The organism is Pseudomonas sp. NPDC089401 (genome assembly GCF_044749485.1).
In the GTDB taxonomy this organism is placed as follows: Bacteria; Pseudomonadota; Gammaproteobacteria; order Pseudomonadales; family Pseudomonadaceae; genus Aquipseudomonas.
In genome coordinates this window covers 230,955-244,966 of record NZ_JBIVIA010000002.1, presented here as the reverse complement: position 1 = coordinate 244,966, position 14,012 = coordinate 230,955, and the positions used below count along the sequence as shown (strand labels likewise).

13 protein-coding genes are annotated in these 14,012 nt (G+C 65.8%); 6 read left to right on the top strand and 7 right to left on the bottom strand.

The genetic code is table 11. The features are described 5' to 3' along the window. The first annotated feature begins 115 nt into the window (after window positions 1-115). From hslO to ACIP21_RS05240, 3 genes are all read left to right on the top strand, one after another. The gene (gene hslO, locus ACIP21_RS05250) at window positions 116-1,015 is read left to right on the top strand and encodes an Hsp33 family molecular chaperone HslO (RefSeq protein ID WP_400684786.1); all 900 of its coding nucleotides are present in this window, start codon (window positions 116-118) and stop codon (window positions 1,013-1,015) included. A gap of 179 nt (window positions 1,016-1,194) precedes the next feature. Beyond that, entirely contained in the window at window positions 1,195-2,736 is a 1,542-nt protein-coding gene (locus ACIP21_RS05245; protein ID WP_400684783.1) for a phosphoenolpyruvate carboxykinase, read from the top strand. Between the two features lie 261 nt (window positions 2,737-2,997). Next, a complete protein-coding gene (locus ACIP21_RS05240; protein ID WP_400684780.1) occupies window positions 2,998-3,438 on the top strand; it encodes an acyl-CoA thioesterase in 441 nt (146 codons plus the stop codon). A 55-nt stretch (window positions 3,439-3,493) separates the two neighbouring features. Here ACIP21_RS05240 and ACIP21_RS05235 read toward each other — a convergent pair whose 3' ends face one another. The 3 genes from ACIP21_RS05235 to fdhD form a co-directional block, all read right to left on the bottom strand. Continuing rightward, a complete protein-coding gene (locus ACIP21_RS05235) occupies window positions 3,494-3,970 on the bottom strand; it encodes a glycine zipper domain-containing protein (RefSeq protein WP_400684777.1) in 477 nt (158 codons plus the stop codon). Window positions 3,971-4,184: 214 nt separating this feature from the next. Continuing rightward, complete coding sequence (locus ACIP21_RS05230) at window positions 4,185-6,530, bottom strand: FdhF/YdeP family oxidoreductase (RefSeq protein ID WP_400684774.1); 2,346 nt, start codon at window positions 6,528-6,530, stop codon at window positions 4,185-4,187. A 5-nt stretch (window positions 6,531-6,535) separates the two neighbouring features. Beyond that, window positions 6,536-7,366, bottom strand: a complete 831-nt coding sequence (fdhD, locus tag ACIP21_RS05225) for a formate dehydrogenase accessory sulfurtransferase FdhD (RefSeq protein WP_400684771.1) — start codon at window positions 7,364-7,366, stop codon at window positions 6,536-6,538. A 175-nt stretch (window positions 7,367-7,541) separates the two neighbouring features. Here fdhD and lysM point away from each other — a divergent pair, with 175 nt between their 5' ends. Then, on the top strand, window positions 7,542-7,982 hold the full coding sequence (gene lysM / locus ACIP21_RS05220) for a peptidoglycan-binding protein LysM (RefSeq protein WP_217840815.1): 441 nt from the start codon (window positions 7,542-7,544) through the stop codon (window positions 7,980-7,982). A 95-nt stretch (window positions 7,983-8,077) separates the two neighbouring features. Here lysM and yrfG read toward each other — a convergent pair whose 3' ends face one another. Beyond that, entirely contained in the window at window positions 8,078-8,740 is a 663-nt protein-coding gene (gene yrfG / locus ACIP21_RS05215) for a GMP/IMP nucleotidase (RefSeq protein WP_400684767.1), read from the bottom strand. A 64-nt stretch (window positions 8,741-8,804) separates the two neighbouring features. Here yrfG and nudE point away from each other — a divergent pair, with 64 nt between their 5' ends. Together nudE and cysQ are read left to right on the top strand one after the other, a co-directional pair. Beyond that, on the top strand, window positions 8,805-9,371 hold the full coding sequence (gene nudE, locus ACIP21_RS05210; protein WP_060478273.1) for an ADP compounds hydrolase NudE: 567 nt from the start codon (window positions 8,805-8,807) through the stop codon (window positions 9,369-9,371). Further along, the gene (cysQ, locus tag ACIP21_RS05205) at window positions 9,368-10,186 is read left to right on the top strand and encodes a 3'(2'),5'-bisphosphate nucleotidase CysQ (protein ID WP_400684763.1); all 819 of its coding nucleotides are present in this window, start codon (window positions 9,368-9,370) and stop codon (window positions 10,184-10,186) included. The genes nudE and cysQ overlap by 4 nt, the downstream gene beginning before the upstream one ends. A 126-nt stretch (window positions 10,187-10,312) precedes the next feature. Here cysQ and ACIP21_RS05200 read toward each other — a convergent pair whose 3' ends face one another. The 3 genes from ACIP21_RS05200 to ACIP21_RS05190 are packed head-to-tail and all read right to left on the bottom strand — an operon-like array spanning window position 10,313 to window position 13,985. Further along, a complete protein-coding gene (locus ACIP21_RS05200) occupies window positions 10,313-10,768 on the bottom strand; it encodes a YiiD C-terminal domain-containing protein (protein WP_400684760.1) in 456 nt (151 codons plus the stop codon). Then, window positions 10,765-12,174: a sigma-54-dependent transcriptional regulator gene (locus ACIP21_RS05195; protein ID WP_400684757.1), complete on the bottom strand. Its 1,410-nt coding sequence runs from the start codon at window positions 12,172-12,174 to the stop codon at window positions 10,765-10,767. Before ACIP21_RS05195 ends, ACIP21_RS05200 begins: the two co-directional genes overlap by 4 nt. Continuing rightward, window positions 12,171-13,985 carry an ATP-binding protein gene (locus ACIP21_RS05190; protein ID WP_400684754.1) on the bottom strand — a complete coding sequence of 605 codons (1,815 nt, stop codon included), beginning with the start codon at window positions 13,983-13,985 and terminating at the stop codon, window positions 12,171-12,173. The genes ACIP21_RS05195 and ACIP21_RS05190 overlap by 4 nt, the downstream gene beginning before the upstream one ends. Window positions 13,986-14,012 lie beyond the last annotated feature (27 nt).

The window sequence follows — 14,012 nt, the reverse complement described above, 5'->3', positions numbered from 1 at the left end:
AATACCTCTATTGCCAACAGGAATCGGAGCGCCTTGTTAGCGCTCTGCCACGGGTTTCGATGTTTTCGACATGCCGTGTAACCATTTTGTCATCATTTTCAGATAGCCAAAACCTATGAGCGAATTGCCGGATACCGATTTCACCCAACGTTTCATCTTCGACGAGCGCGACGTGCGCGGTGAGTGGGTGTCTCTCGATGACAGCTACGCCGCGGTGCTGGCGCGTCACCAATACCCCAAGCCGGTGCAGACCCTGCTCGGCGAACTGATGGCCGCGACCGCCTTGCTGGTGGGCGCGCTGAAGTTCGATGGCCTGCTGATTCTGCAGGCGCGTTCGGCAGGGCCGATCCCGCTGCTGATGGTCGAGTGCTCGGGCGAGCGCGACATCCGCGGCATGGCCCGCTACGAAGCGGAGCAGATCCCGGCCGACGCCACCCTGGAGCAGTTGATGCCCGGTGGCCACCTGACCCTGACCATCGACCCGATCAAGGGCCAGCGCTACCAGGGCACCGTCGACCTGGACGGCGCCAACCTGTCGGAATGCTTCACCAACTACTTCGTGCAGTCGCAGCAGCTCAACACCCGCTTCTGGCTCAATGCCGAAGACGGCAAGGCCCGTGGCCTGCTGCTGCAGCAGCTGCCACGCAATCGCCAGCCGGACGATGAAGAGCGCGAGGACAGCTGGCAGCACGTGATCGCCCTGGCCAAGACGCTCAAGCCCGAAGAGTGGGCCGAAGGCAACGAAACCCTGCTGCACCGCCTGTACCACGAAGACGCCGTGCGCCTGTTCGACATCCAGCCGCTGCGCTTCAACTGCAGCTGCTCGCGTGAACGTTCCGGCAATGCGCTGGTCAGTCTGGGCGAGCACGATGCCAAGGCGCTGGTCGAGGAATGCGGTGGCACCGTCGAGATCGATTGCCAGTTCTGCAACGAGCGCTATTTCTTCGATGCAAGCGATGTGGCGCAACTGTTTGCCGGTGGTGGTACTGAAGCGGCGTCAGAAACTCGCCACTGAAACGTTTTAGTTCAGGGGAATCTCCTGTCGAATTGCGCAAAAGCGCAGTTCTGACAGGAGGGGCCTACTTTTTTTGGGCGTTTCTGGCATAATCCGGCCACTTTTTTCGCTGTAGTAGTTTTTTCGAGACAACTACAAAACGTTTGGAGCACTCGGCCTCGGGCCGGATGGGGTATCTCATGACGCAAGCCAACAACACCGTGTACACCGACCTGAGCGTCGATAAGCTGGTTGAAGAAGCGCTGCAACGCGGTGAAGGCGTGCTGGCCGATACTGGCGCACTGGTAGTCGAAACTGGCCACCGTACTGGCCGCTCGCCGGCTGACCGTTTCATCGTCGAAGAACCTTCCACCCAGGCTGCCATCGCCTGGGGCCCGATCAACCGCAAGTTCCCGGCCGACAAGTTCGATGCCCTGTGGGACCGCGTCGAGGCGTTCAACAACGCCCAGGATCACTTCGTTTCCTACGTTCACGTAGGGGCTGCGGCCGAGCACTACCTGCCGGTCAAGATGACCACCCAGACCGCCTGGCAGAACCTGTTCGGCCGTTGCCTGTTCATCAACCCGGAGCAGTTCAACCCGGCTGGCCGCGACCAGTGGCAGATCCTCAACGTCGCCAACTTCGTCTGCGAGCCTGAGCGTGACGGCACCAACTCCGACGGTTGCGTGATCATCAACTTCGCCGCCAAGAAAGTGCTGATCGCTGGCATGCGTTACGCCGGCGAAATGAAGAAAGCCATGTTCTCGGTGCAGAACTTCCTGCTGCCGGCCGCCGACGTGCTGCCGATGCACTGCGCCGCCAACATCGGCGAAGAAGGCGACGTGACCCTGTTCTTCGGCCTGTCCGGCACCGGCAAGACCACCCTGTCGGCCGACGAAAGCCGTTACCTGATCGGTGACGACGAGCACGGCTGGGGCGAAGGCGTTGTCTTCAACATGGAAGGCGGCTGCTACGCCAAGTGCATCGACCTGTCCGAGAAGAACGAGCCGGTCATCTGGAAAGCCATCAAGCATGGCGCCGTGCTGGAAAACGTCGTCCTCGACGCCAACAAGCACGCCGACTACGCCGATGTCAGCCTGACCCAGAACAGCCGCGCCGCCTACCCGCTGGAGCACGTCGCCAAGCGCGCCGAGGCCAACCTGGGTGGCGAGCCCAACGCGGTCATCTTCCTGACCTGCGACCTGACCGGTGTTCTGCCTCCGGTTTCGATCCTGAACAACGAGCAGGCGGCCTACCACTTCCTGTCCGGCTACACCGCGCTGGTCGGTTCCACCGAAATGGGTTCGGGCGGCGGCATCAAGTCGACCTTCTCCACCTGCTTCGGCGCACCGTTCTTCCCGCGTCCGGCCGGCGAGTACGCCGAGCTGTTGATCAAGCGTATCAACGCCTTCGGCTCCAAGGTCTACCTGGTCAACACCGGCTGGACCGGCGGTGGCTACGGCGTTGGCAAGCGCTTCAGCATCCCGACCACCCGTGGCGTGATCGCCGCCATCCAGAGCGGTGCTCTGGTCGGCGCCGAAACCGAGCACCTGGACATCATCAACCTGGACGTGCCGAAGGCCGTTCCGGGCGTTGACACCGAGCTGCTCAACCCACGCGCCACCTGGGCTGACAAAGCCGCCTACGACGCTGCTGCCGAAGGCCTGGCCAAGCTGTTCATCGAAAACTTCAAGAAGTTCGAAGTTTCCGATGCCATCAAGGCCGCGGGTCCTCAGCTGTAAGCTGAGCCTGCTACGAGAAAGCCGCCCCAAGGGCGGCTTTTTTGTTCTCAGGAGGCTGACACGGTCAATGTAGGAGCGGCCTTGTGTCGCGAAAGGGCTGCAACGCAGCCCCCAGCAATGTCAGCCGTGTCGCCAAGACCCCGGGGCCGCTTTGCGGCCCTTTCGCGACACAAGGCCGCTCCTACGGGACCGCAAGCCCCCCCGAGATCTGGATTTTCTGTTTCACTGTCTGCATCTACTGCCAAGACACGGGCCCTCCAGATGAACCAATCCCCCAACCGCACGGCCTTCTCCCACTTCCACCCGATCCTCACCCGCCCCCAGGACAACGACGTCAACGGCCACATCGCCGGTGCCACCGTGCACGGCTTCTTCGAAACCGCGATCCAGGCCTTTCTCGTCGAACAGGCCGACCTGGACTTGCGCGACGGTGAGCTGGCGGCCTTCGTGGTGAGTTCGGCGGCGGACTTCTTCGCCTTGCCGGGTTTCCCGGACGTGCTGGAAGTGGGGTTGGGGGTCACGCGCCTGGCGGGCAGCACGGTGGAGTATCGCCTGGCGCTGTACCGCCCCGGGGAAACCGACGCCTGCGCCGCGGGCACGGTGGTGCAGGTGTTCATCGAGCGCAGCAGCGGCCGACCGGTGCCGTTGCCGGAGACCTTGCAGGTGATCCTGGCCGGCCTGCAGCTCGATCCGCAGGCATGAAAAAGCCCCGCCGGTGAGGGCGGGGCTCTTGATTACCCTGGCTTGGACTTGGGTATCAGTGGCGCCAGTGACGGTGCTTGCGGTGGCCGTAGTGACGGCCGCGGTCATAGTGGCGACGGTCGTCGTAGTCGCGACGGTAGCGACGGTCGTCATGGCGCTCGTCTTCGTCGGCCTTGTTGCCCATGTAGTTACCCAGTGCACCACCGGCGCCGCCGCCTGCGGCCGCACCGATGTAGCTACCGGTGGTGCCGCCCATGGAGCGGCCGACCACGTTGCCGCCCGCTGCGCCCAGCGCGCCACCGATGGCGGCCTCGCCACGCTGGCGCTTGTCGGCACCCAGGGCACCGCCGGCCGCGCCGCCCAGGCCCGCGCCAATGGCGCCGCCGGTGCTACCGCCGATGGAGTTGCCCACCACGGAGCCGAGTACCCCACCCAATGCGCCGCCAATGCCGGCCTCGGTGGTGCCGCCTGCCATGGCAACGCCGCTGAGCAAGCTGAAAGACAACAACAGAATCGAGGAGTACTTCTTCATCAAGAGAGCCTCATAGGGATGACGAGGGCGAATTTGAGGCTAAGGCGAGTGGCTGGCAACGAAAATCCGACGAGTAACACGAGTTGTACACAATTCTCTAAGTTACTGTATTTACTGTGAAACTTAATCGATTTTCGCCTGTCTGAGCTCTTTATGACAAAAGCCCTGGACCTCGCGGAACAGGGCTTTTTGCGTTTTTGCCGCAGGGGATCGGTCAGAGGATCCGGCCGTCGTCCCGTGCCCGCTCGAGCTTGATGGCGACGAACTTCGAGGTGGGGGTATGGCTGCCCTGGCCGATGCTCTCCAGCGGAATCAGCGGGTTCACTTCCGGATAGTACGCGGCTGCCTGGCCTGCGGGGATGTCGAAGGCCAGCAATGTGAAGCCGTGCACACGGCGCACATGTTCATCGCCCCACAGCGAGACGATGTCGACCTTCTGCCCCGGCTGGAAGCCCAGGCGGATGATGTCGGCTTCGTTGGCGAACAGCACGTCGCGTTGGCCGCGCACGCCGCGGTAGCGGTCGTCCAGGCCGTAGATGGTGGTGTTGTACTGATCGTGCGAGCGCATCGACTGCATGATCAGGTCCGGCAACTGGCCGCTGGCGCGCACGCGCTCGTCGAGCAGGGTGTCGGGCAGCAGGTTGGCCTTGAAGTTGGCGCGGCCGGTAGTGGTCTTCCACTGGCGGCTGGCAGCGCTGTTGCCCAGGTAGAAACCGCCCGGGTGGGCCAGGCGCTGGTTGAAGTCGGCAAAGCCGGCAATGGTGTCGGCGATCAGGTCACGGATGCGGGCGTAGTCGGCCACCAGCCAGTGCCAGTCCACCGGCTGCTTGCCCAGGGTGGCGGCGGCGATGCCGGCGACCACGGCGGGTTCCGAGCGCATCTGGGTCGACAGTGGCTTGAGCTGGCCGTTGGAGGCGTGGACCATGCTGAACGAGTCTTCCACGGTCACCGCTTGCGGGCCATCGGCCTGCAGGTCGATGTCGGTGCGGCCCAGGCACGGCAGGATCAGCGCCTGCTTGCCATGGATCAGGTGGCTACGGTTGAGCTTGGTGCTTATGTGCACGGTCAGCTCGCAGTTGCGCAGGGCCTGGGCGGTGCGTTCGGTGTCCGGGGTGGCCTGGGCGAAGTTGCCGCCCAGGCCGATGAAGACCTTGGCGCGGCCGTCGAGCATGGCGTGGATCGCCTCGACCGTGTTGTGGCCGTTGTGGCGCGGCACCGGGAAGTTGAAGCGCTTCTCGATGGCATCGAGCAAGGCCACCGGCGGGCGCTCGTTGATGCCCATGGTGCGGTCGCCCTGCACGTTGCTGTGGCCACGCACCGGGCACAGGCCGGCGCCGGGTGCGCCGAGGTTGCCGCGCAGCATCTGCAGGTTGACGATTTCCTGGATGGTCGGCACCGAGTGGCGGTGCTGGGTGATGCCCATGGCCCAGCACATGATCACCCGCTTGCCACGGCAGTACATGCGCGCGGCCAGTTCGATGTCGGCCAGGCTCAGGCCGGATTGCGCATGGATGTGTTCCCAGGACGTGGCATCCACCGCCGCCAGGTACTCGTCCACGCCATGACCGTGCTCGGCGATGAACACATGGTCGAACACCGCAGGCTCGCCCTTGGCCTGGGCTTCGCGCTCCCACTGCAGGACGAACTTGGCCATGCCGCGCAGCATCGCCATGTCGCCGCCCAGAGCCGGGCGGAAGAACGCGGTGTTGGTCGGGCGGTCGCTGTTGGTGAGCATCTCCAAGGGGTTCTGCGGGTGCTGGAAGCGCTCCAGGCCACGTTCCTTGAGCGGGTTGACGCAGACCACCTGGGCGCCGCGTTTCACTGCGTCGCGCAGTGGGTCGAGCATGCGCGGGTGGTTGGTGCCGGGGTTCTGGCCCCAGACGAAGATCGCGTCGGCGTGCTCGAAGTCGTCATAGGTGACGGTGCCCTTGCCGACCCCGACGCTCTGGCCGAGGGCCACGCCGCTGGCCTCGTGGCACATGTTCGAGCAATCGGGGAAGTTGTTGGTGCCGTAGGCGCGCACGAACAGCTGGTACAGGTAGGCCGCTTCATTGCTGGCGCGGCCCGAGGTGTAGAACTCGGCCTGGTCGGGGCTGGCCAGCTTGTTCAGCTCGCCGGCGATCAGGGCGTAGGCGGCGTCCCAGGCGATCGGCTGGTAGCGGTCGCTTTGCGGGTCGTAGACCATCGGCTCGGTGAGGCGGCCCTGGTATTCCAGCCAGTAGTCGCTCTGCTGGCGCAGCGCGCTGACGCTGTAGCGGGCGAAGAAGGCGGCGTCGACGCGGCGCTTGGTGGCTTCCCAGTTGACCGCCTTGGCGCCGTTCTCGCAGAACTTGACCATGCCGCTCTCGGGCGAATCGCCCCAGGCACAGCCGGGGCAGTCGAAGCCGCCGTTCTGGTTGGTCTTGAGCAGGGCGCGGATGTTCTTCAGCGCGTTGTCGCTGCCGACCCAGGCCTTGGCCACGCTGCGCAGCGCGCCCCAACCACCGGCGGGGCCGTGGTAGGGCTGGTAGCGAGGGGTGGAGGCTGGGGCGTTGTCCGGAAGTTGCTGGTACGAGGTCACGGCTGTTACGACTCCGCCGCTGGGCTGTAGACCCGCGGTGCACTGTGTTTGGGCAGATGAATGAGGTTGAGGTTGTGCTTGCGCGCCCATTGCAGGGCAAGGCCGGTGGGCGCCGACAGGCTGACCAGGGTCTGGATGCCGGCGCGTAGCACCTTCTGGATCAGCTCCAGGCTGCAACGGCTGGTGACGATGGCCAGGCCGCCTTCGGTGGCGATGCCCTGGCGCAGCAGGGCGCCGATCAGTTTGTCGAGGGCGTTGTGCCGGCCGATGTCTTCACGGCCCATCAGCAGTTCGCCCCGGGCGTCCATGAACAGCGCCGCGTGCACCGCGCCGCAGTGCTGGCCGAGCGGCGTGAAGGCATCGATGCGTGCCCGCAGACCGGCCAGCCACTGGGCGGGCGGCAAGGGCGCACCCGGCAGCTTTTCCAGTTCCGGCAGCGCCTGCTCCAGGGCTTCGACGCCGCACAGGCCGCAGCCGCTGGTGCCGGCCAGCTGGCGGCGCTGGTTCTTCAGGTTCCAGAACGCACGGCTGGAAATCTCCAGGTCGGCGTACATCGCCGAGCCGCTGCCGGACAGCTTGAGGTCGTAGATTTCCGCCGTGCTTTCGACGATGCCGCTGCCGACGCTGAAACCGACCGCGAAATCTTCCAGGTCGGTGGGGCTGACCAGCATCACCGCCTGGTTGAGGCCGTTGTAGGCAATGGCCAGGGCCACTTCCTCGGCCAGCGGCGTGCAGGCGCGTTCATCGTCGCTGAGCTGGACGTAATCGTAGGTGTTGCTGGCGGCAGGCAGGGCCAGAGGCGTGGAGGCCGCGCAGACCGGAGGTTTGCTTTGCATCGGGCGAGATAACCGGCGGCTATTTGATAGCACCAGCCTAGGCCGACGGGGCACGCGCGTCTAATCGCTAGGGTCTATGCCTTGATAGACCGCGTCGATTGGTCGCAGTGGGGCGGTGGCAGGGATCCTGGCCTAGACTCTTGGCTCCGAGGTTTATCTCAACAAGGAGCACATCATGAGCCTGTTCAGTTTCGTCAAGGAGGCCGGTGAGAAGTTGATCGACCTGCTGACTCCCGGCAATGCCAATGCCGAGGAGCAGCTCAAGAAACACGTGGAGAGTGTTGGCCTGGGCAACCCGAACATCAGCGCCACTGTAGAGGGTGACAAGGTCATTCTCAAGGGCGAGGTGGCCAGCCAGGAGGAGAAAGAGAAGATCATCCTCGCGGCCGGCAACATCGCCGGGGTGGCCAGCGTCGAGGACCAGATCACCGTGACCGGGCCGGTGGTGGCGGCGGCGAGGTTCGTCACCGTGAAGAAGGGTGACACGCTGTCGGCGATCGCTGTGGTCGTGTATGGCAATGCCGGGCAGTACAACAAGATCTTCGAGGCCAACAAGCCGATGCTCAAGCACCCGGACAAGATCTATCCAGGGCAGGTGTTGCGTATTCCTGACTGATCTTTATCGCCTGATCCGGCCTCTTCGCGGGTAAACCCGCTCCCACAGGGGCTTCATCGATGCCTGTGGGAGCGGGTTTACCCGCGAAAGGGCCCTCACAGGCCGACCAACAATTCCCGGTAATCCTCGACCGCCGCGAACTCTTCGGTGTCGCGCGGCTGGGCCCGGCTGTCCGGCTGGCGCACCGCCAGCAGGTGGCCGACGCCAAAACGCCGCGCACTGCGCAGGATGGCCAGGGTGTCGTCGATGAACAGGCTGCGCTTGGGGTCGAAGCCGATATCCGCCTGCAGGGCATCCCAGAACTGCGGGTTCTCCTTGGGATAACCGTAATCGTGCGAGCTGATCAGCCGCTCGAAGTACCGCGCCAGTTCCACCCGCTCCAGCTTCAGCGACAGCGAATCGCGGTGGGCATTGGTGATCATCACCACCCGCTTGCCGGCCTGGTGAATGGCTGCCAGGAAGGTATCGGCATCCGGCCGCAGGGTGATCAGGTCGGCAATCTCGCGTTTCAGCTCGCGGATCGGCAGGTTCAGCTCGCGGCTCCAGAAGTCCAGGCAGTACCAGTTCAGCGTGCCGGCATGGCGCTCGAACAGCGGCTGCAGCTCGAGCTCCGCCATGGCCCGGCTCACCCCGTGCAGCTCGGCATAGCGCTGGGGCAGGTGGTCGAGCCAGAAACGGTTGTCGAAATGCAGGTCGAGCAGGGTGCCGTCCATGTCCAGCAGGACGGTGTCGATGGCGGACCAGGGAAGAACAGGCATGGGAAACTCTCGATCAGTCGGCTAGCCACGGTATAGTAACCCGTTCACGCCAAGGAGCCGCCCCATGCGCCAGAAACCCACCGTCCTCAGCCGCGAGATCGTCGCCAGCAGCCGCCTGTTCCGCGTCGAGGCCGTGCAGTTGCGCTTCAGCAATGGCACCGAGCGTACCTACGAACGCCTGGTCGGGCGCGGCAATGGCTACGGTGCGGTGATGATTGTGGCCATGCTCGACGCCGAACATGCCGTGTTGGTGGAGGAATACTGCGGCGGCACCGACGAGTACGAGCTGTCGCTGCCCAAGGGCCTGATCGAGCCGGGCGAGGACGTGCTGGCGGCGGCGGACCGTGAGCTCAAGGAAGAAGCTGGCTTCGGCGCCCGCCAGCTCGAGCACCTGACCGAGCTGTCGCTGTCGCCGGGCTACATGAGCCAGAAGATCCAGGTGGTGCTGGCCACCGACCTTTACGAGGAGCGCCTGGAAGGCGACGAGCCGGAGCCGATGCGCGTCGACAAGGTCAACCTGCGCGAGCTGTCGGCCCTGGCCATGCATCCACAATTCACCGAAGGGCGGGCGCTGGCGGCACTGTACCTGGCCCGTGACCTGCTGATTCAACGAGGGCTGCTCGAAGCATGAACGACCTGCAACTGATGCACGAAGTGGTCAAGCTGGCCCGGCTGGCCGGCGAGGCGATCCTGCCATTCTGGCGCGCCGACGTGGCGGTGACCTGCAAGGCCGACGATTCGCCGGTGACCGCCGCCGACCTGGCCGCGCACCGGGTGATCGCCGATGGCCTGCTGGCGCTGGCGCCGCAGATTCCGGTGTTGTCCGAAGAGGATTGCAACATCCCGTTGAGTGAGCGCCAGGGCTGGAACCGCTGGTGGCTGGTCGATCCGCTGGACGGCACCAAGGAGTTCATCGCCGGCAGTGAGGAATTCACCGTCAACATCGCCCTGGTCGAGAACGGCGAGGTGGTGTTCGGCGTGGTGTCGATGCCGACCAACGGGCGCTGTTATTTCGGCGGTCGCGGCCTGGGTGCCTGGCGCGCCGATGCTGATGGCGAGGCTTTGCCGATCCAGGTGCGCAATGCTCCACCGGCCGACGGCCGCTTCACCGTGGTCGCCAGCCGTCGCCACTCCAGCCCCGAGCAGGAGGCCTTGCTGGCTGGGCTGGGGGCTGCGGTGGGTGAGCTGGAATTGGCCAACATCGGCAGTTCACTGAAGTTCTGCCTGCTGGCTGAAGGCAGTGCCGATTGTTATCCGCGCCTGGCGCCGACTTCGCAGTGGGACACAGCGGCGGCGCAAGGCGTGCTGGAAGGTGCCGGGGGCGAGGTGATCGAGGTGGATGGCCAGCCGTTCCGCTACCCGGCGCGTGAATCCTTGCTCAATCCGTTCTTCCTGGCCTTGCCGGCCAAGGCCGCCTGGCGCCAGGCGTTTCTCGCCCTCATCTGACTTCCGGCCCAGCCACCGTCCCTGTGGGAGCGGGTTTACCCGCGAACACCGGCGAAGCCGGTGCCATCCACCGAGTCGCCTGTTTCGCGGGTAAACCCGCTCCTACAGGGGATTGCGTGAGCCGTTTCAGCGGTGCAGGACGTACTGGCCGCTGAAGGTGACGGCAGGGTCTTCGCTGCCGACATTGCAGACCGTGGTCGCCAGCGTCAGGCGTGCCCGGCCACGGCGTTGGTACATCGTCAGGAAGCGTTCCCAGGCCTTGTCGTCCGGTGCCGCGCAACGCGCCACCGCCGCACCGGTCACCGGCAGCGGGTAGCTGATCTGGCCTTCCTGGATGACGATATGCCCGTCATCGACCCCCAATTCACGCAGGCGCATGTGCAGCCAGCCCCAACCCACCAGCACCGCGGCGCAGTACAGGCTGCCGCCGAACATGGTGCTCTTGTGGTTGACGTTGGCCGCCAGCGGCAGCTGCAGGCGCAAGACCTGGCCTTGCCAGTCGAGCACTTCCAGGCCCATTTCCCGCGTCAGCGGGATATCGCCGTGCAACACGGACTGCAGGTAGTGGCTATCGGCACTCATGGGCGGTTTTCCTCGTGTTCGTCGTTGCCGCTGCTACCGCCTTCGAAGTGCAGGCCGTGCTTGCGCAGCTTGTCGTGCAGGGTCTTGCGCGGGATGCCGAGGGCTTCGGCGAGGCTGCGCATGGAGCCATGGGGCTGGGCCAGTTCGGCGGCGATCAGCGAGCGCTCGAACTGCTCGACCTGCTCGCTGAGGTTGCCCAGCAGGATCGGCGCCGACGCCGGTGGCGCGGCCTGCAGCTGACCGTCGAGGGCCAGCTCCAGGCCAAGGGCGAAGCGTTCGGCGGCGTTCTGCAACTCGCGCACGTTGCCCGGCCAGTCGTGGCGCAGCAGCATGGCCCGCTGGGCCGGTTGCAGGCTGTGTGGCGGCAGGCCGTGGCGCTGGCTGGCGGCATCGGCGAAGTGCTGGAACAACACCAGGATATCGTCGCCGCGTTCGCGCAGGGGCGGGATGCGCAACGGCGCGACGTTCAGGCGGTAATACAGGTCGGCGCGGAAGCGACCCTGGTCGGCCGAGGTGCGCAGGTCTTCCTTGGTCGCTGCAATCACGCGGATATCCAGCGGGATCAGCTGGTTGCCGCCCAGGCGCTCGACCACCCGTTCCTGCAGCAGGCGCAGCAGCTTCACCTGCACATCCAGGCTCATGCTTTCGATTTCATCGAGGAACAGCGTGCCGCCGTTGGCGAATTCGAACTTGCCGATGCGCCGCTTCTGCGCACCGGTGAACGCCCCCGGTTCATGGCCGAACAGTTCGCTTTCGACCACCGATTCGGCCAGGGCACCGGCGTTGATCGCCACGAACGGGCCGTCGCGGCGACTGGACAGGTCGTGCAGGGCGCGCGCCACCACTTCCTTGCCGGCGCCGGTCTCGCCGAGGATCAGTACGTCGGCACGGGTACCTGCAAGGGCGCCGATCTGCTCGCGCAGGCGTTGCATCGAGGGCGAATGGCCGACCAGGCGGGTGGCCAGCTGTTGGCGATCGCTCAGGGCCAGGCGCAGGCTGCGGTTGTCCAGCACCAGGCGGCGCAGGGCCAGGGCGCGGCGCACGCTGTCGAGCAGGGCGTCGCTGGCGAAGGGTTTTTCCAGGAAGTCGTAGGCCCCGGCCCGCATGGCCTGCACCGCCAGCGGCACGTCGCCGTGGCCGGTGATCAGCAGCACCGGCAGCTCGCTGTCGCCGCCGTGCAGTTGTTCGAGCAGTTGCAGGCCGTCGATGCCCGGCATGCGGATATCGCTGACCACCACGCCGGGCCAGTCCGCCTCGATGCGCTCGGCCAGGCCCTGGGCGTCGGCCATTGCCACCACCTTGAGCCCGGCCAGGTCGAGGGTCTGGCTCAGGGCCTGGCGCAGGTGCGGGTCGTCGTCGACCAGGATCACCTGGGCCTGGCTGTCGATGTAAGGCTCGGTCGTCATGCCGAGAGGTCCTCCGAATTGGGCAAGGTCGCGCCGGGCGCGGCCACGCGCAGTTGCAGGGTGAGCAGGGCACCGCCTTCCGCGTGGTTGGCCAGCAGCAGTTCGCCGCCCAGGGCGCGCATCAGGCTCTCGCAGATGGCCAGGCCGAGGCCCAGGCCCTGGGTGCGGGTCTTGGTGGTGAAGAACGGCTCCTTGGCATGCTCCAGCGCCTGGCGACTGAAGCCTGGGCCGTTGTCGCGGATGTACAGGTAGACGCAGTCATCGCGCCGTTCGGCACTCAGCCACAGGCGCCGCGGGTTGGCCTTTTCGGTCAGGGCGTCGAGGGCGTTGGCCAGCAGGTTGCCGAGCACCTGGCGCAGGCGCGTTTCGCCGGCCTGCACCCACAGGGTGGCTTCGGGCAGGTCGCGGATCAGCTCCACAGCCATGGCCCGGCGGCGCTTGGCCAGCAGCGCCAGGGCGTCGTCCAGCGCCGGTTGCAGGGCCACGCTTTCCGGGGCATGGCGGTCGCGGCGGGCGAAGGCGCGCAGGTGGGCGATGATCGAGGCCATGCGCCCGGTCAGTTCGCCGATCAGCTTGAGGTTGCCGCGGGCATCGTCGGTGCGCTGGTGGTCGAGCAGGATCTCGGCGTTTTCCGCGTAGCTGCGGATGGCCGCCAACGGCTGGTTGAGTTCATGGCTGATGCTGGCGGACATGGTGCCAAGCACCGACAGCTTGCCGGCCTGGACCAGTTCGTCCTGGGCGCGCACCAGTTCCTGCTGGGCATTTTCCCGCTCCAGCACGGCGTTTTTCAGGCGGGTATTGAGGCCTTCGAGGTCGGCGGTGCGCGCGACCACGCGCTGTTCCAGCTCCTGGCGGCCGCGGGCCTCGAAGCCGATGCGGTCGATGTAGTGCCGGCGCCGCTGCATCACCAGGCCCGCCAGCAGCATGGTCACCAGCAGCGCGCCGGCGCCGATGGCCATCACCGTCTGCACCGAGCGATCGACCAGGATGCGCGGGGCGAGGATGCTCACTTGCCAGCCGGTTTCCTTGATGTCGCGGGTCTGGCTGATCCAGGCGTCCTGGTTGAGCACCAGCGGTTGTGGCGCCTGGGTCGGGTAGGGCTGGATGGCGATGATCGCCTGGCGTTCTTCATCGCTCAGGGCGCGGGTGGCGCGAAAGCGCCAGTCCGGCCGCGAGGTGAGGATCACCACGCCGTTGTGGTCGGTCAGCAGCAGTTGCTCGGGCGTGCGGCCCCATAGGGTCTCGGTGTGGTCGAGGTCGACCTTGACCACCAGCACGCCGACGATGCGCTCGCGGTCGTGCACGGCGGCGGCGAAGAAGTAGCCACGCTTGGCCGAGGTGGTGCCCTGGCCGAAGAAGCGCCCCAGGTGGCCGGCCATGGCTTCGTTGAAGTACGGGCGGAACGAGAAGTTGCGGCCGACGAAGCTGTCCTGCTTGTCCCAGTTGGAGGCGGCCAGGGTGTTGCCGCTGACGTCCATCAGGTACATCACTTCGGCCCCGGTCTGCTGGACGATGCCCTTGAGCAGGCGGTTGGCGTTGGTCACCGCCTCCAGGCGCAGCGGGTCGGCCAGCACCCCGCGCAGCGCCGGCAGGTCGCCGAGGATCTGCGGCAGGGTCTCGTAGCGGTGCAGGGTGCCGAGCAGGTTGGCCACGTACAGGTCGAGGGTCTGGCGGTTCTGCGAGGCCAGTTCGTCCTGGTAATAGCGTTCGGCAAGGTGATGCAGGGGCCACAGCAGCGGCGCCAGGCACAGCGCCAGCAGGGCCAGGCTGCGCCAGCGGGGGCGGCGTGGAGGTGTGGGTTTTGCAATCATCGCAACATGCGCCAGAAGGGTCTGGCG